At 43.5% G+C, this 21,334-nt stretch carries 26 protein-coding genes and 2 pseudogenes; 7 read left to right on the forward strand and 21 right to left on the reverse strand.

Annotated features, from left to right (window positions below; all coding sequences use genetic code 11):
• Positions 1-14: 14 nt before the first annotated feature.
• The 18 genes and pseudogenes from rplF to MN200_RS14180 all read right to left on the reverse strand — a co-directional run bounded on the left by rplF (position 15) and on the right by MN200_RS14180 (position 8,660).
• The gene (gene rplF / locus MN200_RS14095) at positions 15-548 is read right to left on the reverse strand and encodes a 50S ribosomal protein L6 (protein WP_004691306.1); all 534 of its coding nucleotides are present in this window, start codon (positions 546-548) and stop codon (positions 15-17) included.
• A gap of 13 nt (positions 549-561) precedes the next feature.
• Positions 562-957 (reverse strand): 30S ribosomal protein S8, encoded by a 396-nt coding sequence (gene rpsH / locus MN200_RS14100; protein WP_004691308.1) that lies wholly within the window; start codon positions 955-957, stop codon positions 562-564.
• Positions 958-969: 12 nt separating this feature from the next.
• Complete coding sequence (gene rpsN / locus MN200_RS14105) at positions 970-1,275, reverse strand: 30S ribosomal protein S14 (protein WP_004691309.1); 306 nt, start codon at positions 1,273-1,275, stop codon at positions 970-972.
• Positions 1,276-1,284: 9 nt separating this feature from the next.
• Positions 1,285-1,821 (reverse strand): 50S ribosomal protein L5, encoded by a 537-nt coding sequence (gene rplE, locus MN200_RS14110; RefSeq protein ID WP_004691311.1) that lies wholly within the window; start codon positions 1,819-1,821, stop codon positions 1,285-1,287.
• Positions 1,822-1,836: 15 nt separating this feature from the next.
• Positions 1,837-2,154, reverse strand: coding sequence for a 50S ribosomal protein L24 (rplX, locus tag MN200_RS14115; RefSeq protein ID WP_004691313.1), 318 nt, complete (start codon positions 2,152-2,154; stop codon positions 1,837-1,839).
• A 9-nt stretch (positions 2,155-2,163) separates the two neighbouring features.
• Positions 2,164-2,532: a 50S ribosomal protein L14 gene (rplN, locus tag MN200_RS14120; RefSeq protein ID WP_004657680.1), complete on the reverse strand. Its 369-nt coding sequence runs from the start codon at positions 2,530-2,532 to the stop codon at positions 2,164-2,166.
• 92 nt (positions 2,533-2,624) lie between these two features.
• Positions 2,625-2,882, reverse strand: coding sequence for a 30S ribosomal protein S17 (rpsQ, locus tag MN200_RS14125; RefSeq protein WP_004691314.1), 258 nt, complete (start codon positions 2,880-2,882; stop codon positions 2,625-2,627).
• Complete coding sequence (gene rpmC / locus MN200_RS14130) at positions 2,879-3,076, reverse strand: 50S ribosomal protein L29 (protein ID WP_004650482.1); 198 nt, start codon at positions 3,074-3,076, stop codon at positions 2,879-2,881. The genes rpsQ and rpmC overlap by 4 nt, the downstream gene beginning before the upstream one ends.
• Entirely contained in the window at positions 3,076-3,489 is a 414-nt protein-coding gene (gene rplP / locus MN200_RS14135) for a 50S ribosomal protein L16 (RefSeq protein WP_004691317.1), read from the reverse strand. Before rplP ends, rpmC begins: the two co-directional genes overlap by 1 nt.
• Positions 3,429-4,245: pseudogene (gene rpsC, locus MN200_RS14140) on the reverse strand (30S ribosomal protein S3). Before rpsC ends, rplP begins: the two are co-directional and overlap by 61 nt.
• A 1-nt stretch (position 4,246) precedes the next feature.
• Positions 4,247-4,576, reverse strand: coding sequence for a 50S ribosomal protein L22 (gene rplV, locus MN200_RS14145; RefSeq protein ID WP_004691320.1), 330 nt, complete (start codon positions 4,574-4,576; stop codon positions 4,247-4,249).
• A gap of 9 nt (positions 4,577-4,585) precedes the next feature.
• Positions 4,586-4,861 (reverse strand): 30S ribosomal protein S19, encoded by a 276-nt coding sequence (rpsS, locus tag MN200_RS14150; RefSeq protein ID WP_004281508.1) that lies wholly within the window; start codon positions 4,859-4,861, stop codon positions 4,586-4,588.
• A 19-nt stretch (positions 4,862-4,880) separates the two neighbouring features.
• Positions 4,881-5,705 carry a 50S ribosomal protein L2 gene (gene rplB / locus MN200_RS14155; protein ID WP_004691322.1) on the reverse strand — a complete coding sequence of 275 codons (825 nt, stop codon included), beginning with the start codon at positions 5,703-5,705 and terminating at the stop codon, positions 4,881-4,883.
• Between the two features lie 11 nt (positions 5,706-5,716).
• The gene (gene rplW / locus MN200_RS14160; protein WP_004691323.1) at positions 5,717-6,037 is read right to left on the reverse strand and encodes a 50S ribosomal protein L23; all 321 of its coding nucleotides are present in this window, start codon (positions 6,035-6,037) and stop codon (positions 5,717-5,719) included.
• Complete coding sequence (gene rplD, locus MN200_RS14165; protein ID WP_004691326.1) at positions 6,034-6,636, reverse strand: 50S ribosomal protein L4; 603 nt, start codon at positions 6,634-6,636, stop codon at positions 6,034-6,036. The genes rplW and rplD overlap by 4 nt, the downstream gene beginning before the upstream one ends.
• 11 nt (positions 6,637-6,647) lie before the next feature.
• Positions 6,648-7,286, reverse strand: coding sequence for a 50S ribosomal protein L3 (rplC, locus tag MN200_RS14170; protein WP_010327592.1), 639 nt, complete (start codon positions 7,284-7,286; stop codon positions 6,648-6,650).
• A gap of 60 nt (positions 7,287-7,346) precedes the next feature.
• Positions 7,347-7,658: a 30S ribosomal protein S10 gene (gene rpsJ, locus MN200_RS14175; RefSeq protein ID WP_000070912.1), complete on the reverse strand. Its 312-nt coding sequence runs from the start codon at positions 7,656-7,658 to the stop codon at positions 7,347-7,349.
• A gap of 264 nt (positions 7,659-7,922) precedes the next feature.
• Positions 7,923-8,660, reverse strand: coding sequence for a type 1 glutamine amidotransferase (locus tag MN200_RS14180; RefSeq protein WP_010327593.1), 738 nt, complete (start codon positions 8,658-8,660; stop codon positions 7,923-7,925).
• A gap of 161 nt (positions 8,661-8,821) precedes the next feature.
• Between MN200_RS14180 and MN200_RS14185 the strand changes: the two genes are divergently transcribed.
• The 6 genes from MN200_RS14185 (at position 8,822) to MN200_RS14210 (ending at position 15,536) form a co-directional block, all read left to right on the forward strand.
• On the forward strand, positions 8,822-10,030 hold the full coding sequence (locus MN200_RS14185; RefSeq protein ID WP_242759698.1) for a PLP-dependent transferase: 1,209 nt from the start codon (positions 8,822-8,824) through the stop codon (positions 10,028-10,030).
• Positions 10,031-10,038: 8 nt separating this feature from the next.
• Complete coding sequence (locus MN200_RS14190) at positions 10,039-11,589, forward strand: helicase HerA-like domain-containing protein (protein ID WP_242759700.1); 1,551 nt, start codon at positions 10,039-10,041, stop codon at positions 11,587-11,589.
• Between the two features lie 150 nt (positions 11,590-11,739).
• Positions 11,740-12,948 (forward strand): NO-inducible flavohemoprotein, encoded by a 1,209-nt coding sequence (gene hmpA / locus MN200_RS14195; protein ID WP_242759702.1) that lies wholly within the window; start codon positions 11,740-11,742, stop codon positions 12,946-12,948.
• An 89-nt stretch (positions 12,949-13,037) separates the two neighbouring features.
• Positions 13,038-13,487, forward strand: a complete 450-nt coding sequence (locus MN200_RS14200) for an Rrf2 family transcriptional regulator (RefSeq protein WP_062032529.1) — start codon at positions 13,038-13,040, stop codon at positions 13,485-13,487.
• A gap of 103 nt (positions 13,488-13,590) precedes the next feature.
• A complete protein-coding gene (gene yihA / locus MN200_RS14205; protein WP_062032532.1) occupies positions 13,591-14,451 on the forward strand; it encodes a ribosome biogenesis GTP-binding protein YihA/YsxC in 861 nt (286 codons plus the stop codon).
• Positions 14,452-14,591: 140 nt separating this feature from the next.
• Positions 14,592-15,536: a metal-dependent hydrolase gene (locus tag MN200_RS14210; RefSeq protein ID WP_242759704.1), complete on the forward strand. Its 945-nt coding sequence runs from the start codon at positions 14,592-14,594 to the stop codon at positions 15,534-15,536.
• A 56-nt stretch (positions 15,537-15,592) separates the two neighbouring features.
• Here MN200_RS14210 and MN200_RS14215 read toward each other — a convergent pair whose 3' ends face one another.
• Positions 15,593-16,852: a dicarboxylate/amino acid:cation symporter gene (locus MN200_RS14215; RefSeq protein WP_242759708.1), complete on the reverse strand. Its 1,260-nt coding sequence runs from the start codon at positions 16,850-16,852 to the stop codon at positions 15,593-15,595.
• A 230-nt stretch (positions 16,853-17,082) separates the two neighbouring features.
• On the reverse strand, positions 17,083-17,955 hold the full coding sequence (locus MN200_RS14220; RefSeq protein ID WP_126035184.1) for an acyl-CoA thioesterase II: 873 nt from the start codon (positions 17,953-17,955) through the stop codon (positions 17,083-17,085).
• Positions 17,956-18,246: 291 nt separating this feature from the next.
• Between MN200_RS14220 and plsB the strand changes: the two genes are divergently transcribed.
• A complete protein-coding gene (gene plsB / locus MN200_RS14225) occupies positions 18,247-20,820 on the forward strand; it encodes a glycerol-3-phosphate 1-O-acyltransferase PlsB (protein ID WP_178928465.1) in 2,574 nt (857 codons plus the stop codon).
• A 93-nt stretch (positions 20,821-20,913) separates the two neighbouring features.
• On the opposite strand, the pseudogene MN200_RS14230 reads toward plsB, so the two are convergent.
• Positions 20,914-21,186: pseudogene (locus MN200_RS14230) on the reverse strand (hypothetical protein); the annotation flags it as partial.
• Between the last annotated feature and the right edge of the window lie 148 nt (positions 21,187-21,334).

A 21,334-nucleotide genomic window follows, 5' to 3' on the forward strand; every position in this document is an offset into this window, starting at 1 on the left:
AAGAACCTCGCGCCTTATTTCTTCTTAGCTTCTTTACGAAGTACAACTTCGTCAGAATAACGAACACCTTTACCTTTATAAGGCTCTGGTGGACGGTAACCACGGATATCTGCAGCAACCTGACCTAAACGTGCTTTATCAGCAGATTTAAGAACAATTTCAGTTGCTGTAGGAGTTTCAGCAGTTACACCTTCAGGAAGCGTATAGTCGATCGGGTGAGAGAAACCAAGGTTAAGGTTAACAATGTTACCTTTAACCGCAGCTTTATAACCAACACCGATAAGTTGTAACTTACGTTCGAAGCCTTCGCTCACACCTTTTACAAGGTTGTTAAGCACAGCGCGAGCAGTACCAGCTTGCATCCAAGCGTCTTTCGACTCAGCTTTTGGAGCAATCGCTAAAATACCGTCTTCCTGTTTAAGCTCGACCAGCGCATGCAGGGTGAAAGACAAAGTACCTTTGCTACCTTTCACTTCGACCTGCCGGCCGTTCTGAGTAACTGTTACACCGTTAGGTACAGTTACTGGGGCTTTAGCCACACGAGACATGAGGAATCACCTATTAAGAAACAAAAGCAATAACTTCACCACCGATACCTGCAGCACGTGCAGCGCGATCAGTCATGATGCCTTTGCTTGTAGAAACAATTGCAATACCTAAACCTTGCTTAACGCTCGGAAGTGCATCTTTACCGCGATACTGACGTAGACCTGGACGGCTTACGCGTTTCACAGTTTCGATAACTGGTTTGCCTTCGAAATACTTTAAAGTCAAAGTAAGAGTTGCTTTGCCTTCAGCATCCGCAACTTCTACGTTTGAAATGTAACCTTCTTGTTGAAGAACGTTTGCAATAGCAACCTTCAACTTAGAGTTAGGCATAGAAACTGTTTGTTTCTTTGCCATTTGCGCGTTACGAACACGAGTTAACATGTCGGCAACGGTATCTTGCATACTCATCTATAGCGCTCCTTACCAGCTTGCCTTAACAACGCCCGGTACATCACCTTGCATTACTGTATCGCGTAATTTGTTACGGCTTAAACCGAACTTACGGAAGTAACCATGAGGACGACCAGTTAAACCACAACGGTTACGTAAACGTACTGGAGACGCATTACGTGGTAATGCTTGGAATTTCATCATCGCTTCGAAACGCTCTTCGTCGCTAGCATTTACGTTTGCAATAACAGCTTTTAATTCAGCACGTTTTGCAGCGTATTTAGCAACAGTAGCTTCGCGTTTCAATTCGCGATTAATCATACTTTTCTTAGCCATATCGACCTCTTATTTGAACGGGAAGCCGAATGCACGCATAAGCGCACGGCCTTCGTCATCGGTGCGAGCAGTCGTAGTGATGGTAATATCCATACCACGAATACGATCAATCTTATCAAAATCGATTTCAGGGAACATGATTTGTTCCTTAAGACCCATTGAGTAGTTGCCGCGACCGTCAAATGATTTCGCAGAGAAACCACGGAAGTCACGGATACGAGGGATCGCAATCGAGATTAGACGGTCTAAGAATTCGTACATACGTTCGCCGCGTAAAGTAACTTTACAACCAATCGGCCAACCATCACGGATTTTGAAACCAGCGATTGATTTGCGAGCTAACGTAAGAACTGGTTTTTGACCAGCGATAGCTTGCATATCAGCAAGAGCACCATCAAGGAGTTTTTTGTCAGCAGCAGCTGCGCCAACACCCATGTTGATCGTGATTTTAGTAATGCGAGGAATATCCATCACATTTTTAACGGCTAAAGTCTCTTGTAATTGAGCCTTAAGTTCGTCGTTGTAACGCGTTTTAAGTCTGGCCATTGCCTTTTCAACCTATTACTTCGCTACCGCCACTGATTCACCATTTGACTTGTAAACGCGAGTTTTCACGCCTTCAGTCACTTGGTAACCAACACGGTCAGCCTTTTGGGTTGTAGCATTAAAAATTGCCACGTTAGAGATATGAAGCGAAGCTTCTTGTGTAACTACAGCGCCTTCAGCACCTGTTGCACGGTTCGGCTTTTGATGCTTCTTAACCAAGTTAAGGCCTTCAACCATAACACGGTCATTTGAAACAGACAGAACAGTACCCTGTTTGCCTTTTTCTTTACCTGCGATCACAATAACTTGATCGCCTTTTTTAATCTTAGCCATGATTGCCTCTTATAGAACTTCAGGAGCCAGTGAAATAATTTTCATGAACTGTTCAGTACGAAGTTCACGAGTCACTGGTCCGAAAATACGAGTTGCAATCGGCGCTTTGTTGTTGTTCAAAATAACAGCAGCGTTATCGTCGAAACGAATCACTGAACCGTCTGGACGACGGATACCGAATTTTGTACGAACTACAACAGCATTCATCACGTCACCTTTTTTAACACGTGCGCGTGGAATAGCTTCTTTTACAGTAACTTTAATAATGTCGCCAACAGAAGCATAACGACGGTGTGAACCACCAAGTACTTTAATACATTGTACGCGGCGAGCACCACTATTGTCTGCTACGTCTAGCATACTTTCGGTTTGAATCATTGCCCTACTCCAAAACCGAGCATCACCGGTCACAATTTCGAAAGGCTCAAAGAGTACTCGAAATTAACCGATGATGCAACAGATACGTCTAATTACTCAGCAGCAGCTTCAACAACTTCAACTAGAGTCCAAGACTTAGTTTTAGAAATTGGGCGGCTTTCTTTGATAGTCACAACGTCGCCAGTTTTAGCTGTGTTGTTCTCATCGTGAGCATGTAATTTAGTTGAACGGCGGATTGATTTGCCATACAACGGGTGTTGAACGCGGCGTTCGATAAGTACAACAATAGACTTGTCCATTTTGTCGCTTACTACTTTGCCGGTTAACGTGCGAACTGTTTGTTCACTCATTGTCCGTTCCCCTGTTTTTCGGTAAGGAGTGTCTTAATACGAGCAATTGTCTTACGAGTAAGTGCAACTTCGTGCGATTTACCCAATTGACCAGTTGCTTTTGCCATACGAAGACGGAATTGGTTAAGCTGTTGCTCATCAAGCAAAGCTGTCAACTCTTCTACCGACTTTTCACGTAGATCTTTAGTTTTCATTACATTACCGTCCGAGTCACGATAGTGGTTTTAAACGGAAGTTTAGCAGCTGCAAGCGTAAACGCTTCGCGAGCCAATTCTTCGTTAACACCATCAATTTCGTACAAGACTTTACCTGGTTTGATTTGACAAACCCAGTATTCCACAGAACCTTTACCTTTACCCATACGCACTTCAAGAGGCTTAGAAGTAATCGGCTTGTCTGGGAAAACACGGATAAAGATCTTACCACCACGTTTAATACGACGGCTGATTGTACGACGCGCTGCTTCAATTTGACGAGCAGTCATTTGACCACGCTCAACAGATTTAAGTGCGATTGTACCAAAAGATACCGAGCTACCGCGGTGAGCTAGACCAGTGTTACGGCCTTTCTGCACTTTACGGAATTTAGTACGTTTAGGTTGTAACATGGATTATTCTCCTTTTTCAGCAGAACGATCATTGCGACGACCACGACGCTCTTGACCTTCACCACGACCACGACCGCGTTTAGCTGGACGTTCTTCAGCTGGAGCTGGGTTCATGACTTGTTTCATGCCACCCAAGATCTCACCACGGAAGATCCAAACTTTAACACCAATCGTACCGTAAGTCGTTTCAGCACGCATAGTTGAATAATCGATGTCTGCACGAAGTGTATGCAAAGGTACGCGACCTTCACGATACCACTCAGTACGAGCAATCTCAGCACCACCTAAACGGCCTGATACTTCAACTTTGATACCTTTAGCACCAGCACGCATTGTGTTTTGAACCGCACGCTTCATAGCACGACGGAACATCACACGTTTTTCTAATTGAGAAGCGATAGCTTCAGCAACTAAACGAGCATCTAAGTCTGGGCGATCGATTTCATTGATACTTACTTGCGCTGGAATACCCATAATTTGAGTAAGTTCACGCTGTAGTTTCTCAATGTCTTCGCCTTTTTTACCGATAACGATACCAGGACGTGCAGTGCTAATAGTTACTTTAGCAGCGCCCGTAGGACGTTCGATAAGAATATTGCTGATCATTGCATTCTTAAGTTTTTTAGTTAAAAACTCACGAACTTGAAGATCTTTAAGCAAGTATTCAGCGTATTGTTTCGGACTCGCATACCAGTTGGCGTTATGACGTTTTACAACACCAAGGCGGATACCGATTGGATGAACCTTCTGACCCATATCAAACCCCTACCTTAACGGTAATGTGACAAGTACGCTTAGTAATACGATCTGCACGGCCTTTAGCACGTGGCATAATACGTTTAAGGCTAGTGCCTTCATCAACGTAAATCGTAGTAACCTTAAGGTCGTCTACATCTAAACTGTTATTGTGTTCAGCGTTTGCAATTGCAGATTCCAATGCTTTTTTAACCAAAACTGCAGCTTTTTTGTTGCTGAAGTTGAGAATATTAAGCGCGTGAGCAACAGATTTGCCACGGATTAGGTCTGCAACCAAACGAGTTTTTTGTGCCGAGATAGCGGCACCGCGTAATTTAGCAGTAACTTCCATCATAGCACCTTAACGTTTAGATTTCTTGTCAACACCGTGACCACGATAGGTACGAGTTGGCGCGAATTCACCAAGTTTGTGACCAACCATATGTTCAGATACGATCACTGGAACATGGTTACGGCCATTATGTACAGAAATTGTTAAACCAACAAAATCTGGGAGGATCATCGAACGACGCGACCAAGTTTTGATCGGCTTACGGTTATTAGCCGCGATAGCCGCTTCAACCTTAGCGAACAAGTGCGCATCGACGAATGGGCCTTTTTTCAGAGAACGAGGCATTGTCAGATTCCTTTACTTGTTACTTAACGCGACGGTCGCGAATAATCATCTTAGTCGTACGCTTATTGGTACGTGTCTTGTACCCTTTAGCTTTTTGACCCCATGGGCTTACAGGTTGAATACCTTTGCTACGACCTTCACCACCACCGTGCGGGTGATCTACTGGGTTCATCGCCATACCACGAACGGTAGGACGAACGCCACGCCAGCGTGCTGCACCTGCTTTACCAAGTGAACGAAGGTTGCTTTCTTGGTTAGAAACTTCACCAAGAACTGCACGGCACTCAACGTGAATTTTACGCATTTCACCAGAACGTAAACGAACGATAGCGTAAGAACCGTCACGACCCAACAACTGAACTGAAGTACCAGCAGAACGAGCTAATTGCGCGCCTTTACCGATTTTAAGTTCGATGTTGTGAAGAGTAGAACCGATAGGCATGTTGCGAAGCGGTAAACAGTTACCTGGACGAATTGGAGCATCGTTACCAGATTGAACTTTATCGCCAGCGCGAAGGCCTTTAGGCGCGATGATGTAGCGACGCTCACCATCAGCATACAATACTAGTGCAATGTGTGCTGTACGGTTAGGATCGTATTCAATACGCTCTACAGTTGCAGGAATACCATCTTTGTTACGTTTAAAGTCAACTAGACGGTAGTGCTGCTTGTGACCGCCACCAACGTGACGAGTCGTGATGTGACCGTTGTTATTACGACCACCAGTACGTTTTTTAGCTTCAACCAACGGAGCATAAGGCGCACCTTTGTGAAGATGGTCGTGAACGACTTTCTCTACAAAGCGACGTCCAGGAGACGTTGGCTTACATTTTTGAATTGGCATAATTCTCGTCCTTATTCCGCTGCGCTTTCAGCGGTATCGCCCAAGTCAGCCATCTCAACATCTTGGCCAGCTTTCAGGGTGACGTATGCTTTTTTAACATCAGAACGACGTCCTAATGTTTTACCAAAGCGTTTAGTCTTACCTTTAGTGATCGTTGTGTTAACTTTAACAACTTGAACACCAAACAATTGCTCAACAGCTTTCTTGATTTCAAGTTTGTTTGCATCAAGTGCAACTTTGAAAACTTGAACACCAGCAGTTTCGCCTAAAACTTGTGCTTTTTCTGAGAATACAGGTCCTTGTAGGACTTGATAGATACGTTCGTTGTTCATCCGAGTTCTACCTCAATTTTCTTAGCAGCAGCTACAGACATAACAACTTTATCGAACGCAATCAAGCTAACAGGATCGATAGCAGCAGCATCAACCACATCAACGTGTGGAATGTTGCGCGCTGCAAGGTATAGATTCTCATCTACAGATTCTGTAACGATCAATGCACGAGTAGCATTCAAGTCGTTAAGTTTTGCAAGCAACTCTTTAGTTTTTGGAGCAGCAACAGCAAACTCTTCAACCAATACAAGACGATCTTGGCGAACAAGTTCAGCTAAGATACATTGCATTGCACCGCGATACATTTTGCGGTTAACTTTTTGAGACCAATCTTGTGGGCGAGCAGCAAAAGTTTTACCACCACCTACCCAGATTGGGCTACGAATAGAACCAGCACGAGCGCGACCAGTACCTTTTTGACGGAATGGCTTTTTACCACCGCCAGAAACGTCTGCACGTGATTTCTGAGCTTTTGAACCTTGACGGCCACCAGCTAAATAAGCTGTAACAACCTGATGTACAAGAGCTTCATTGAATTCACGACCGAACGCAACTTCTGATAATTCAACAGCAGAGCCGGAAACAGTATTTAAATTCACGTTATTTCCCCTCAGGCCTTGATCGTAGGACGAACAGTTACGTCACCACCAGTAGCGCCAGGAATTGCACCCTTCACTACTAAAACTGAACGTTCTGCGTCGATAGATACAATTTCTAGACCCTGTACAGTTACGCGTTCAGCACCTAAATGGCCAGCCATTTTTTTGCCTTTGAACACGCGACCAGGAGTCTGGTTTTGACCTGTAGAACCTAGAACACGGTGAGAAACTGAGTTACCGTGAGTAGCATCTTGCGTACGGAAGTTCCAACGCTTAACACCACCTTGGAAACCTTTACCTTTCGACTGACCAGTTACGTCAACTACTTGACCAACTGTGAACATGTCTACACCGATAGTTCCACCAACTTCACGACCTTCAAGATCAGCTTCTGTTGCACGGAATTCTTGAACTAGACGACCAGCAGCAACACCCGCTTTTGCGAAGTGACCTTTCTGAGCGTTAGTTACGCGAGATTCGCGACGTTCACCAGTAGTGATTTGAATCGCTTGATAACCATCAGTTTCAAGCGTTTTGATTTGAGTGATGCGGTTAGGATCAACCTCAATCACTGTAACAGGCACAGAAACACCAGCATCTGTAAAGATACGTGTCATACCGCACTTGCGACCGACTAAACCAATAGCCATGTGCATAAACCTCTAAAAAAGCGGCCTAATTAACTTAGAGCGTTAATTAACCCGAAAGCCTTAACCCAATGCGATCTGAACATCAACACCAGCTGCAAGATCTAACTTCATCAATGCATCTACAGTTTTGTCTGTAGGTTGAACGATGTCGATCAAACGTTTATAAGTGCGGATCTCGTATTGGTCACGCGCATCTTTGTTAACGTGTGGTGATGTTAAAACGTTAAAACGTTCAATGCGTGTAGGCATTGGAATTGGACCACAAACTTGTGCGCCAGTACGTTTTGCTGTTTCTACGATTTCTTGAGCTGATTGATCAATTAAACGGTGATCAAAAGACTTCAAACGGATACGAATTCTCTGGTTAGACATACCAGTAAACTCCAAGCCAAATATATAAAGAATCACTCCTGACGCATCTCACCCCACTAAAAGGTAAGTGTCAAGAGCAGTGAAATATCACTAAGGTCATGATCGATGCCACGACTGTCACGATGTTAACTACTTTATTCGCAGTTAACCCCCTTTCATTAAAGGGTCGCTCATTATAGCTATTGTTTAATGCATAAGCAAATCCATTTTTGGTTTTTTACAATATATTAAATTTGTTTGAATTATCAGTAGCTTAAAAAATCATCAATAGACTGTTTGCCGCAACACATAATCAATTGCACTATTAAGAATTTGATTTCCCTCAATAAAATTTAATTTTGGCGATTTTTTCAATTCGGTTTCAGTTGCCACGTATTGCCCCGAAAACTTATTCAGCTCTTCATCATTTTCTAAAAAGAGTGCCAAGGTTTCTGGCACGATCTCTGGGTGAAATTGAAAACCCAATACATTCTTTCCAATTTGGTACATTTGATTGCGACACACGGTATTTTCAGCCAAATGTACAGCACCTTTTGGAATTTCAAAGGTCTCGCTATGCCATTGCATCACATTAAACTGTTCAGGCAACTCAAAGCATTCTGTTGGGACGTGCTGGATTTTACGTACTGTCGCCCAACCCAACTCCTGTTGTTCATTGCGACTGACCGCAGCACCGAGTGCATTGGCAATCAATTGCCCACCCAAGCATAAACCAATCGCAGGTTTTCCTGCGGCCAAGTAACGTCTTAACCAACGCTTCTCAATCTTTAACCATGGAAAATTCACTTCATCATTCACACTCATGGTGCCCCCCATAATGATGAGTAAGTCAACATCCTCAATACTCGGTAAGGCCTCTATCTCTAAGGCTTGATCTATAGGTAAAGCAAAAAACTCGGTTGCACTGATTACTGCACCTTGTTGTTTTAAATATGTATAGCAACTGCCGAACCCTTCACCAGCAATATGCTGAAAATAATGTACTTTTAAATGCGACGTCATGCGCTTATGCCTTCTTTTTACTATCCTTATCGATGATTTAGCAAAATTGAAGCCAACTTTTTATTTTGTTTACCTTTATTCACATTTGTTCAATTTTCTCGCCTATTTAGAAACTTTCTCTTAAGCTAAAAACAATTTATCGCTTTATGATGAGTCGATTCGTGAAAAAAAACCCGCAAACCGCATTGGTTCATGCACCAAGACAAGCGCCTCAGTACATCTCAACGGTCCAACCTCCCCTGTATCGTGCATCGACGATTATTTTTAAAGATACCGATGCACTGTTTAATCGCCATTGGACCGATGACTATGATTATAGTTATGGCACCCACGGCACCCCCAGCACATTTACATTGGGCGATAACATTGCACAAATTGAAGGTGGAAAGTACTGCCTACTCGCACCAAGTGGATTGTCTGCAATTAATTTGGTGAACTCATGTTTTTTAAGTCATGGTGATGAAGTTTGGGTGGCGGATAATATTTACGGGCCAAACATGGAGCATCTTCGTAATCTAGAAAAACGCTATGGTATTGGTGTTCGTATTTATAACCCTATTGATGTGTCCTCTTTCCAACCGACGGAAAAAGCAAAACTGATTTGGCTAGAAGCCGCAGGGTCGGTCACACTGGAGTTTCCAGATTTGGTCGGACTGGTGAAAAAGGCACAAACGCATCATGTGCGCACTGCTTTAGACAACACATGGGGCGCAGGTCTTGCCTTTAATGCTTTTGATTTTAGTGATGCGCACTTAAGTGTAGATGTGACGGTACATGCTTTGACCAAGTATCCAAGTGGTGGCGGAGATATTTTAATGGGCTCAGTCGTGACACGTGAGCGAGCTTTACATCATCAACTCTTTCGCACGCATGCCATTCAAGGCATTAGCGTCTCTGGGGATGATGTTGCTCAAGTCCAACGCAGTCTAGCATCAATGCGTGTTCGGTATGCCGCACAGTCTGAAAGTGCGCTACAGCTACTGGCATGGCTAAAGGAACAACCGGAATTTGTGCAGGTCTTACACCCTGCTGACTCGAGTGCTGCAGGTCATTCATATTGGAAAGACATTTGTGTCGATCAACACAGTGCAGGTTTGGTCAGTGTCATTTTCAAGCCCGAATTTGATCTACAGGATATTCGTCAGTTTTGTGATGCCCTGTCAGTCTTCAAACTCGGCTTTAGTTGGGGTGGTCCTGTAAGTTTGGTGATGCTGTATGACCTCAAAGACATGCGTGCACTTGAGCATACACATTTACAACAAGGTTTATTGGTTCGCTTTTGTATAGGACTAGAACATCCTGCCGATTTAATTCAAGATATAGAAAATGCACTAAAACAACTGAATAACCATCACAAAAAAATTGAATAGGAAGAAGTATGAGCACCCCGATCATCATTGCCAAGAAAACCACGAATACCCAACAAGATGTTGTTCTACACTCGAAGTTTGCCAACCGTCATGGCTTAATTGCAGGGGCAACAGGGACAGGTAAAACTGTAACCCTGAAGGTGTTGGCTGAAAGTTTTTCCAGACTCGGGGTGCCCGTATTTTTAGCCGATGCCAAAGGTGATGTTTCCAGCTTAGCGCAGGCAGGTGCATCCAATCCCAAATTTGATGAACGCATTAAAAGTTTAGGCATCAACAGCATTCCCTTTGCTGCATCCCCCGTGGTGTTTTGGGATTTATTTGCTGAACAAGGTCATCCTATTCGTACCACGATTACCGAAATTGGCCCGCTGTTGCTGGCACGTATGCTGAACTTGAATGACACCCAAGAAGGGGTGCTTTCTGCGGTATTTCGTATTGCAGATGATCAAGGAATGTTACTGATCGACTTTAAAGACTTAAAAGCCATGATTGGTTATGTCAGTGAACATGCCGCAGAGTTTAAAGCCGAATATGGCAACCTATCTCCTGCCAGCCTTGGCGCGATTCAACGGAATTTATTGGCACTGGCCGATCAAGGCGGTGATCAATTCTTCGGGGAGCCCAGTTTAAATATTCTCGACTTTATTCAGACCGACAGTAATGGTCGTGGCTATATCAATATCCTAGCCGCAGACAAACTCATGAACACCCCAAAGCTCTATGCCACTTTTCTGCTCTGGATGCTTTCAGAATTATTTGAACAGCTGCCTGAGGTTGGCGATATGGACAAACCTAAGCTGGTGTTCTTTTTTGATGAAGCGCATTTGCTATTTGATAATGCCAGTGCAGCGCTGCAAGAAAAAATTGAACAAGTGGTGCGTCTGATCCGCTCCAAGGGGGTGGGTATTTACTTTGTCACGCAAAACCCACTGGATTTGCCTGAAAGCGTGTTAGGGCAGCTCGGCAATCGCGTACAACATGCCTTACGTGCCTTTACCCCGAAAGATCAAAAAGCAGTAAAAACGGCTGCAGATACCTTCCGTGCCAACCCTGAATTTAAGGTTGAGCAAGCCATCACCGAGCTAGCGGTGGGTGAAGCTTTGATTAGTTGCCTAGATGAACAAGGCACGCCGCAAATTGTAGAGCGTGCATGGGTGATGCCACCCTACTCATCTTTCAGTCCTATTAGCCCAGAACAACGTCAAGCCTTAATTTCACAAAGTATCGTGGCAGGCATTTATGAAAAAAGCCTAGACCGTGAGAGTGCCTTTGAACTTCTACAAAATAAAGTGGTTGAACGTCAACAACAAGCCGTACAGATAGAGCAAGAGAAACAGCAAGCCAAAGAAGCTGAAACACTGGCTAAGCAACAAGCACGTGAGCAAGAGCGTATCGCAAAAGAACAGCAGAAAGAAGCTGAACGTGAAGCGAAACAGCGTGAGAAGCTAATTCAAGACACGGTCGGAACCTTTGCTAAAAGTGCCGCACGTAGCCTTGGGGGCAGTACAGGACAAAAAATCGTCCGTGGTTTACTCGGCTCTTTGTTTGGGCGTAAGTGATCTACTTTTTAAATCTAAAAATCAAAATTTATGGGATATTATTATATTCCATAAAAAAATTAAGCTTTTCTTTAAAAGATGTATTTACATTGCATCTTTAAAGGTATATTTTAAATACATCTTATAAATGATAGCCAAGAGAGATCAAACATGACTCCGCAGCAAATTGACCTTGTAAAAGCAACTGTTCCTGTCCTTCGTGAAAATGGTGTCGCACTCACAGGTTATTTTTATAACCGCATGTTAGGCAACAATCCTAATTTAAAAGAAACCTTTAATATGGGGCATCAACGCAGTGGTGCTCAAGCCCAAGCTTTGGCGGGTGCTGTGTTGGCCTATGCAGAAAACATTGAAGATCCTTCAGTATTACTCCCTGTGGTTGAGCTGATTGCCCACAAACATGTCAGCTTGAATATTCAAGCACCTGACTACAACATTGTTGGGGAAAACCTCCTCCATTCGATTAGTGAAGTTTTAAGTATTTCAATGGAAGATCCATTAATTGATGCTTGGGCTGCGGCATATGGTCAATTGGCTGATTTATTCATTAGCACTGAAAAAGCGATTTATGAGCAACATCAACAAACCAAAGGGAGCTGGTTAGGCTGGCGCAACTTTAAAATCGCGAAAAAAGTGGTTGAAAGCGATGAAATCACTTCTTTCTATCTTGCCCCTGTGGACGGTGGTGATTTACCAACATATGAAGCAGGTCAGTACATTTCAGTCCGTGTATTTGTTGAGGAACTTGGTCTAAAACAACCTCGCCAATACACCCTTTCATCCAGCCCTCAAGCTGACTATTTACGTATCTCGGTCAAACGGGAAGATGAAAAAGGTGATTTGGCAGGAGGCTGGGTGTCAAATACTCTGCATGGTTTAGCCGAAGGTGCTGAAATTGAAGTGTCTGCACCAACAGGTAACTTCTACCTGATTGACCCAAATAAACGCAATGTCTTTATTAGTGGTGGTGTCGGCCTCACGCCAATGGTGGCGATGCTGAATCAGTTGGTGACTTTAGATATGCCGGAACCTGTGACGTTTGTCCACGCCTGCCGCAGCAAACAAGTGCATGCCATGAAACAGCACATTCATGACTTAAAAGCGAAATACCCACGTTTAAGCACCTTTACTGCATACGAGTTCCCACATCAAAGCGATGTTTTGGGTCAAGATTATGATGCGAAGGGTCGCCTTGATTTGACTACCATTGATAGCGCGATTCTACCTGTTCAAGCAGACTACTACTTGTGCGGCCCAATGCCATTTATGGCAGAGCAACAAAAAGCCCTGATTGCCCGTGGTGTTCCTGCCGAAAATATTCACAGTGAAGCATTTGGTACAGGTGGTGTTCACCACTAACCCATGCCATCGGCATAAAATAGAGAGGGTTAGTCAGGTTATGCTAGACTAGCCCTTTGTTTTTTTGCTTATCAACGATCAGTACCCTCATGCAGCTCAATAAATTTACCGATTACGCTTTGCGAATTCTGATGTATGTTTCGCAGCCGAAAGCGCTGCCGCATACCATCGCAGAACTGGCGCAAGCACTACAAGTGTCTGAAAACCACTTGATGAAAATCGTACACTTTATGGCGAAACAGCAGTGGATTATTACTGCACGCGGTCGTGGCGGTGGGATTCGACTCAATCCAGAAACCCTCGATTTAAGACTGGGCGAGATTGTACGGGTCTTGCAAGCGGATCAGAACATTGTGGAATGCAACACCCCACCTTGCGTACTCCGTTCAAATTGCGGACTCAAAGGGATCTTAGATCAAGCGTTGGATCAGTTCTATCACAGCTTAGACCAATATACCTTAGCAGATGTACTGGGTACTGAGGCTCAGAATAAGTTCACGACCCACTCGCCGATTAATCTGATCAATCTTGCCGATTAAGGTCTTTTATAGACAAGATTACGGACTTTACGCTGCAAAGGTCGATTGCCTGCTCGACTTCCATTATAATGGCTGATTGTAGATCATAAATTGAAGTTGAGTTATGCACCACAGCCGAGGAAAATCCAAAAACAGTAAAATTGCTGCTGCCCCAAAGCAAAAAATTAGCTATGAAAAAAAGGTAGATTCTGCAGTTACTGAATATGCTGTGCGCGCTCTCAACTGGCTGCGTAAAGCCGAGTTTTTAATGAGTGCCCCGAAGCTCAACCTGTGTGTGGAAGATACAGGCTACGAAATTGCCTTTGCAGGTCGTTCAAATGCAGGTAAGTCTAGTGCTATCAATGCCTTAACCAACCAAAAGCAATTAGCTCGTGCCTCGAAAAGACCGGGTCGTACGCAGATGATTAACTTTTTCAGTCTGGGTAATCCTGATCAACGTCTCGTCGACTTACCCGGTTATGGTTATGCAGCCGTGCCTGAAGCGATGAAAATCGTGTGGCAAAAAGAGTTAGAAAACTATCTAATTCAACGTAAAAGCTTACAAGGCTTAGTGTTGTTGATGGATATTCGTCATCCGCTACAGCACTTTGACGTGATGATGTTGGAATGGGCTTATTCACGTAAATTGTTTGTGCATGTGCTACTGACCAAGTCCGATAAACTCAACCGTGGCCCTGCCTCTAAAGCATTACAAGAAGTGAAAGCCCAATTGAAAAAAATGAAACTTGATTTTTCAATTCAATTGTTCTCTTCTCTCAATAAACAAGGCCTAGAAGAACTGGCGAGTGTGATGGGTGGGCGCCTGAATTTTACTTTAGATCAAGCCCAACATTTTGACTTAAGCAGCATTCCAGATGCGACAGCCGATGAGCTGGATGCAGAAGAATTCGATGAAGATTCTGAAGACGTTATGGATATTGAAGCTGAAGACGATGTTGAGGCCAAACCACAGTCTGAGGCTTAAGTTTTAAACGCCAACCTATAAAAGCATCATCTATTGCTGTATCTGTGTCCCCTATTGCTAATCACAATCGGGGACTTTTTTTTATACTGAATTTATTCAGCTCGTGAAAAAGTTCAACACATATAAAAATGGGTCAGCATATGAAATTATGGTCTCGATTGAAAAAAAACAAAATTCGTTCCTCTATTGCCTACACAATTAAGCCCCGCAAAGTTAAATTTGAGTGGCAAGACAGTCCGATTGATTGGATTCCCAACCAACCTTTTGCCAGCTATTTCATCAATGAAATTAATATGATCCTGCCCGCAGGTGAGTTCTGGTTCTGCCGCCTCTACAACAAAGTCTTACCGCAAATTAGCGATGAAAAACTGAAGCAAGATGTACAAGCCTTTATTCGCCAAGAAGCCATGCATGCGCAGGCACACAACTCAGCCAATAAAGAGTATCTCAGCCAAAGAAATATTGATGTCTCCCGTAATCTAGAGTTGATGGATTTCTTATTTGGAAAATTACTGGCCGATAAGCCGCTTGATCTCACTGTACCCAAAGTACTGGAGCACCAGTGGGATCTATTTCGACTCGGTATTATTGCTACGGTGGAACACATGACCTGTGTCCTTGGAAAATATACACTGGACAACACCGAATGGGAGAAAATGGGCGCTGACCCTGCGATGTTAGACTTGATCAAATGGCACGGCGCAGAAGAAATTGAACACCGTACAGTCGCATTTGATTTGTACCGACATTTAGGCGGGGGTTATATTGCGCGTTATTATTTGAGTCTGGTGGTGATTGCTGCCGTGCTGGGTTTATGGGTTGATGGTGCAGCCCATATTATGAAACAAGATGACCGCTTTAAGTCGATTCAACCCAGTCTGTTTAAACCTTGGATTTGGCGTGAGTGGCTGTCTACTTCTAAACGGAATCATCAAGTGTTGCCAAGTCCACTCTGGCTCATCTCACAGCAATTTGGCTATTTAGTGCCGTGGTATGATCCTGTACACGAAGCCAAAACAGAAGATGCGATTGCCTACTTAGACCAATCCCCTGCAGCTAAACGTGCCATGCTCAAAATCGCTTAAATCCCAAAATAAAAAAAGCAGCTCAATCGGCTGCTTTTTTTATTTTAGAGCAAAACTTAAGACGGATTCGATAAATTGGGCAAAGGTGCATCCAGATCCTTGGTATGTCGATCCACCACCACACTAATCATCATGTCCCCTTGCACATTTACCACAGTTCGTACGGTATCCAGTAAGCGATCAATCGGTAATAAAATCGCAATTGCTTCAGCAGGAAGTCCAACCGACTGCAATACCATAATCATGGTGACCATACCTGCACTCGGAATCCCTGGAGCACCTAAAGAAGCAATCATCGCCGTCAGACACACCACCAACTGTTGACTTAAGGTCAAATCTAGTCCCATCAAGTTTGCAATAAACAAAGCCGCCGCTGCCTCATACAGCGCAGTACCATCCATATTGAGCTGCGTCCCCAACGGAATCACAAAGCCTGCCGTTTGCGGACGTACACCAAGATTTTCTTGCGCACACTTGAGGGATAAAGGCATAGTTGCCGAGCTTGAACTGGTGGCAAAAGCCGTAATTAACGCCACACGTGTACCTTTAAAAAAGGTCATCGGATTCATCTTGCCAAAAATCCACAGTAATAGCGGCAAGACCACCAGACCATGAAAAATGGTAGTGCCTGTTACCACAGCCGCAAACTCAGCCAAACGACTCAATACCGAAATGTCTTCAGTGGCAATCAACTTAGCAAGTAAGGCAAAAATTCCTAGCGGGGCTAGCTTCATCACCCAACCAATCATCAACATCATGATGTCAAAGAACTGTTGACTTAGCTTACGCACGGTACGGAATTTTTCGCCGCCTTTAACCAGTGCCACACCTATGAATAATGCAAAAACCACCACCGCTAAAACATTGCCTTCGGCAAAAGCTTTGAACGGGTTAATCAGCGTATTTTGAATAAAGTTGCTGAAGAACGAAGATGGCGTGAGCGTATCTGGAGTTTGATGAGAGGCCATGGCGTCTTGGAACATGGCGATATCGACACCTTTGCCAACTTCAAATAAATGCGCGCAGCTTAAACCCAATATCAAGGCCAAAGTCGTGGTGGTGACACAACATGCCAGCGTAATTTTCCAAACACGGGAGAGCTGTCCACCCGCTTGCAAGTTTGATACCCCCACCACAATTGAGCTAAAAATGAGGGGAATCAAGAGCATTTTTAACAGACCAATAAAAACACTGCTGACCACCCCGATTCCATACAAACTCATCTCTAAAAAAGCGGTACCCGGGAAAAGATTGAGAATAAATCCGAAGATGACCCCGAAGATCGCGGCAATTAGAATTTGCGTGTTTAAGCTCATAGCTTCATGCTTTTCAAAGATTTCTTTGGGAAACTATGCCATGTGAACAGGTGAGAATCGAGCATTTTTTTGTCACAAGTACTGCACATTTCCCCATATACCTTTCCCAAAAAGATGAGACCATTACAATTGAAGCTCAACGCCTAGCTCAGCTCTGACCACCTTTCAATCATAAAATCAGTCATAAAAAAAGCTGAGTGATATCACTCAGCTTTTTCTGTACTTAGGCTTTATTGGGCTTCGATTTCACGGAGCCGAATCAAACCTTCTTGCGTAGTACTACACACCAACTCACCGTTTTGCCACATTCGTCCAAAGTTTAAACCACGTGAACTGGCACTGACTGTAGCATCCATGTCATACAGCATCCAGTCATCCACGCGAAACGGCTTATGGAAATACATAGCATGGTCGATACTCGCACACTGCAAACTTGGCGAAAGATAACTTAAACCATGCGGGCGCAGTGCCGTGGTCATTAAAGTGAAATCTGAATAGAATGCCGCAATTGCTTGATGCAACGAAATATCATCCACCTCTGCTGCAATGCGGTCATGTGTGCGAATATAGTGCGCATACACAGGTGCTTCAGGCTGCGGTTGATACGGGTTCTGTGGATTGATGGGACGAATTTCCACATGACGATCCCGCATGAAACTTGCACGCACATTTTCAGGCACAAATTCCACCATCATTTTTTTCAGTTCAGCCTCAGACTTTAACGACTCGGGTGTTGGATACTCAGGCTCACCGATTTGATAATTCAGGCCTTCTTCATTGTCAGCAAATGACACCATGCACATAAAGATGGTTTTACCATGCTGAATAGCGCGCACTTGGCGACTGACAAAACTACGACCATCACGAATTCGATCAACTTCATAGATAATTGGTGCGTTCACATCGCCACCAAATAAAAAGTATGCATGTAAAGAATGAGCTGGACGATCCGTCGTATATGACGCCGCACGTAGGGCCTGACCTAAGACTTGTCCGCCAAAAACACGCTTCCCAACCAAATTACGGCTTTGTCCACGAAAGATATTTTCCTCAATTTTTTCGAGGCTCAGTAATTCAACCAACTCTTGGGTTAAGGCATTCATAAGCAACCTACTTAATGGTGAGAGACCAGATTTTTCTGTAAAGTGATGAGGTATGATATCGATATTAAAATCTATTTTGCCATAAATTCAGACTAAAACCCTATAGATTGCTTGACTGAGTTGTCATAAGTTTTTTTCGTTATTTCCGACTAAAAATACGATTTTTAACGATAAAATTCACCATATAAAACAAATTTGTCAGGAAATGACATACGGTTTATGTTTACAATTACGCAAAATAAATACCCCTTCAGACAAACTGCGGGATTGGTCATTTAAGCAGGAGTGTATATGTCCAAAAGTGGCTTTGGTCAAATGTATAGAAAGCTTTCAAGTAAGCTTCTTGACCTCATAGTAACCCCACATGTATTGGGTGAGGTTCCAACAGAACCGACAGCAACAGATGCTGACCCAGCAGCTTCAGGCCATCCCAAAAAAATTGTCTGTTATGTGCTTCAAAATCACTCACGCAGTAATGCGCTGTTGGTGGATGGCGAAACACGTCGTTTAAAGCTTGCTCCTGCACTAGATCCCTTGGTCGTGGGGACGCATCAAGAAAAAGCATCGATCGTGTTTTTACAGCATAACGATGAAAATAATTTACTTAACCCTTCACCACACACCTTTCCACCGCGCCTGTTACGCCTAGTTGAAGCTTTAGAACAACAACCCGATTTAGACGTAGAGCTGGTGCCTGTGACGGTACTATGGGGACGTTCACCAGACAAAGAAGACTCTTGGTTTAAATTGTTATTTACCGACACTTGGGCAACGCCAAGTACGGTGAAGCAGCTGATGAATATCGGTTTACATGGTCGTCAATCATTTTTAGAGTTTCATGAAAGTCAGTCTTTACGTGCTTTGGTTGACTTTGCAAAAACCACCTATCCGAATTTATCGCCTGCGACTTATATTCTAAACACTCTAAATAATCAGCTCGATGCACACCGTGAAGCGGTACTCGGTCCCGATCTTTCGGACCGTCGCAACGTGATGCACTCACTGATTAAATCGAATGACGTACAAGAAGCCATTCGCCGTGAAAGTATTCGCGGCAAAATTAGCATGTTGGACGCAGAACGTCGTGCCATTGGTTATGTCAATGAAATCGTATCGGACTACTCACATTCAACCATCCGTTTTGCGGAAATGGCGCTAGCACGTTTATGGACCCAGCTCTATGACGGGGTTGAAGTCCATAACTTCAATACAGTTCGTGAGTTGGCTAAAGACTACGAAATTGTGTATACCCCTTGTCACCGCAGCCATATCGACTATTTACTGCTGTCTTATGTGGTGTATAACCGTGGTTTGATGGTGCCTTATATTGCTGCGGGCGATAACCTAAATATGCCATTTGTTGGGCAAATTTTACGTGGTGGCGGTGCATTCTTTATTCGCCGTACTTTCCGCGGTAATGCGCTCTACACTTCGGTCTTTAAAGAATATCTATACAGCATTTTGTCGCGTAACACGCCTTTGGAATACTTCATCGAAGGTGGTCGTTCACGTACAGGTCGTCTGCTACCACCAAAGACAGGTATGTTAGCCATGACCGTGCACAGTCACTTGCGTGGTCGTGCCAAACCGATTGTCTTTGTTCCGACCTATATTGGCTATGAACGCTTAATGGAAGGCGCAACCTACGTCGGTGAGATGAACGGTAAACCCAAAGAAGCCGAATCTGTCTTTGGGATTCTGCAAACTTTACGCAAAATTGAACGTATTTTCGGAAAAGTCCATCTCAACTTTGGCGAGCCTGTTTTCCTCGATGACATGCTGAAAAAGCATGGCGCTGAGAATGTGCAAATTGCTAAAAATGATGATCCCATTCCGCAAGAAGTCTCTGATGCAGTCAACAGTTCAGCACATGCAATTTTAGAAAATATTAACCGTGCAGCTGTGGTGAATCCTGTTTCACTCTTGTCTTTGGTTCTGTTGGCCACTGAGAAGCATACGCTAGATGAAGAAATTTGTATCAAACAGCTCGATACCTATCGTAAGTTATTGACCACCCTTCCTTATGATGAGCGCCTCTTGGTCACGCCATTATCTGGTAAAGAAATCATTTCTTATGGTTTAAAGCTAAAACTGATCAAACGCGTCAATCACGTACTGGGTGACATTATTGCGATTGCGGACAATCAAGCGGTACTGCTGACCTACTTCCGTAATAACATTTTGCATGCCTTTGTCTTGCCATCACTGGTTGCCGCTTTGGTTGAACACAATGGAACCATTGGCCGCGGTGATTTAATCAATGTAATTCGCACGCTATATCCATTTTTAAAAGCTGAATTGTTCTTAAAATGGGAAGATGCTGAACTCAAAGATCAAATCTGTGCTTATGTAGATGGTTTAATTCAAGCCAAACTGATTTCTGAAGATGCCGAAGGTCACTTGATTTCTCCTGCTCCAAACAGCGAAAATCATAACCAGTTGGTGGTATTGGCAGCACCAGTCATGCAGAGTCTTGAGCGGTACTACATGACACTTGCGCTGATTACACAACGTGGTTCTGGGAACATTTCAGCGCGTCAGGTGGAAGAACTGAGTCATTTGGTCGGTCAGCGTCTTTCAGTACTGTATGAGTTCAATTCGCCTGAATTCTTTGATAAAGCCCTATTCCAAAGCTTTATTAAAGTGCTCACGCAACAGGGTTATATCAGCACCAACTCAGACAACGCGATTGTGTTTGATGAGAACTTCCAAAACGTTGCGCAATATGCCAACTTGGTACTAGATGATGTCACGCTACAAATGTTGCAACACATTACTACTTTCAGCGATGAAGAGCTGAAAGACACGCTAGACAAAGTGGCTGCTGAACAAGCGAAGAAGCGTTTGAAACGTAAGAAGAAGTAATTTCTTTTTTTAAAGCATAGGTATCTACAAAATGTAGGTGCCTATGCTGTAAATGAAAAAAATTAAAATCTATTTCGTATAAGCACCATTAGGTTAAATAGACTCAAAATTAGAAGAAATTTCTTTAAATTCTAGGGTTGAATTTTGAGTATTTGGTACATGACCAATAATGTATTCACTCTTCGCTTGAAAAAAGAAATCAAAGCTCTGACTCATCAGTAAATCTTGCTGGCTTTGCTTTTGGTATATCGGAGCTAGACGGTTGATATAGTAATTGATCCATTCTGTTTGATTAGAAAATGCTGCATAGTCCTTTAAATCAGTATAAAGATTCTGGAGATCTGTTGAAATCAATTCAATATTGGGGGGCTTTGTTGCATAAATATGTAAGCATCTGATTTAAATAAATTTAATTTTGGATCAAAAAATAATCAAAACTTTTAAAATCATATAGTTATGAAATCTTTGTGCAACAAAGCCATATTGGGGTCAAACATCCATACCGTGATATCCA

It is taken from the genome of Acinetobacter sp. LUNF3 (assembly GCF_022699605.1).
In the GTDB taxonomy this organism is placed as follows: domain Bacteria; phylum Pseudomonadota; class Gammaproteobacteria; order Pseudomonadales; family Moraxellaceae; genus Acinetobacter; species Acinetobacter johnsonii.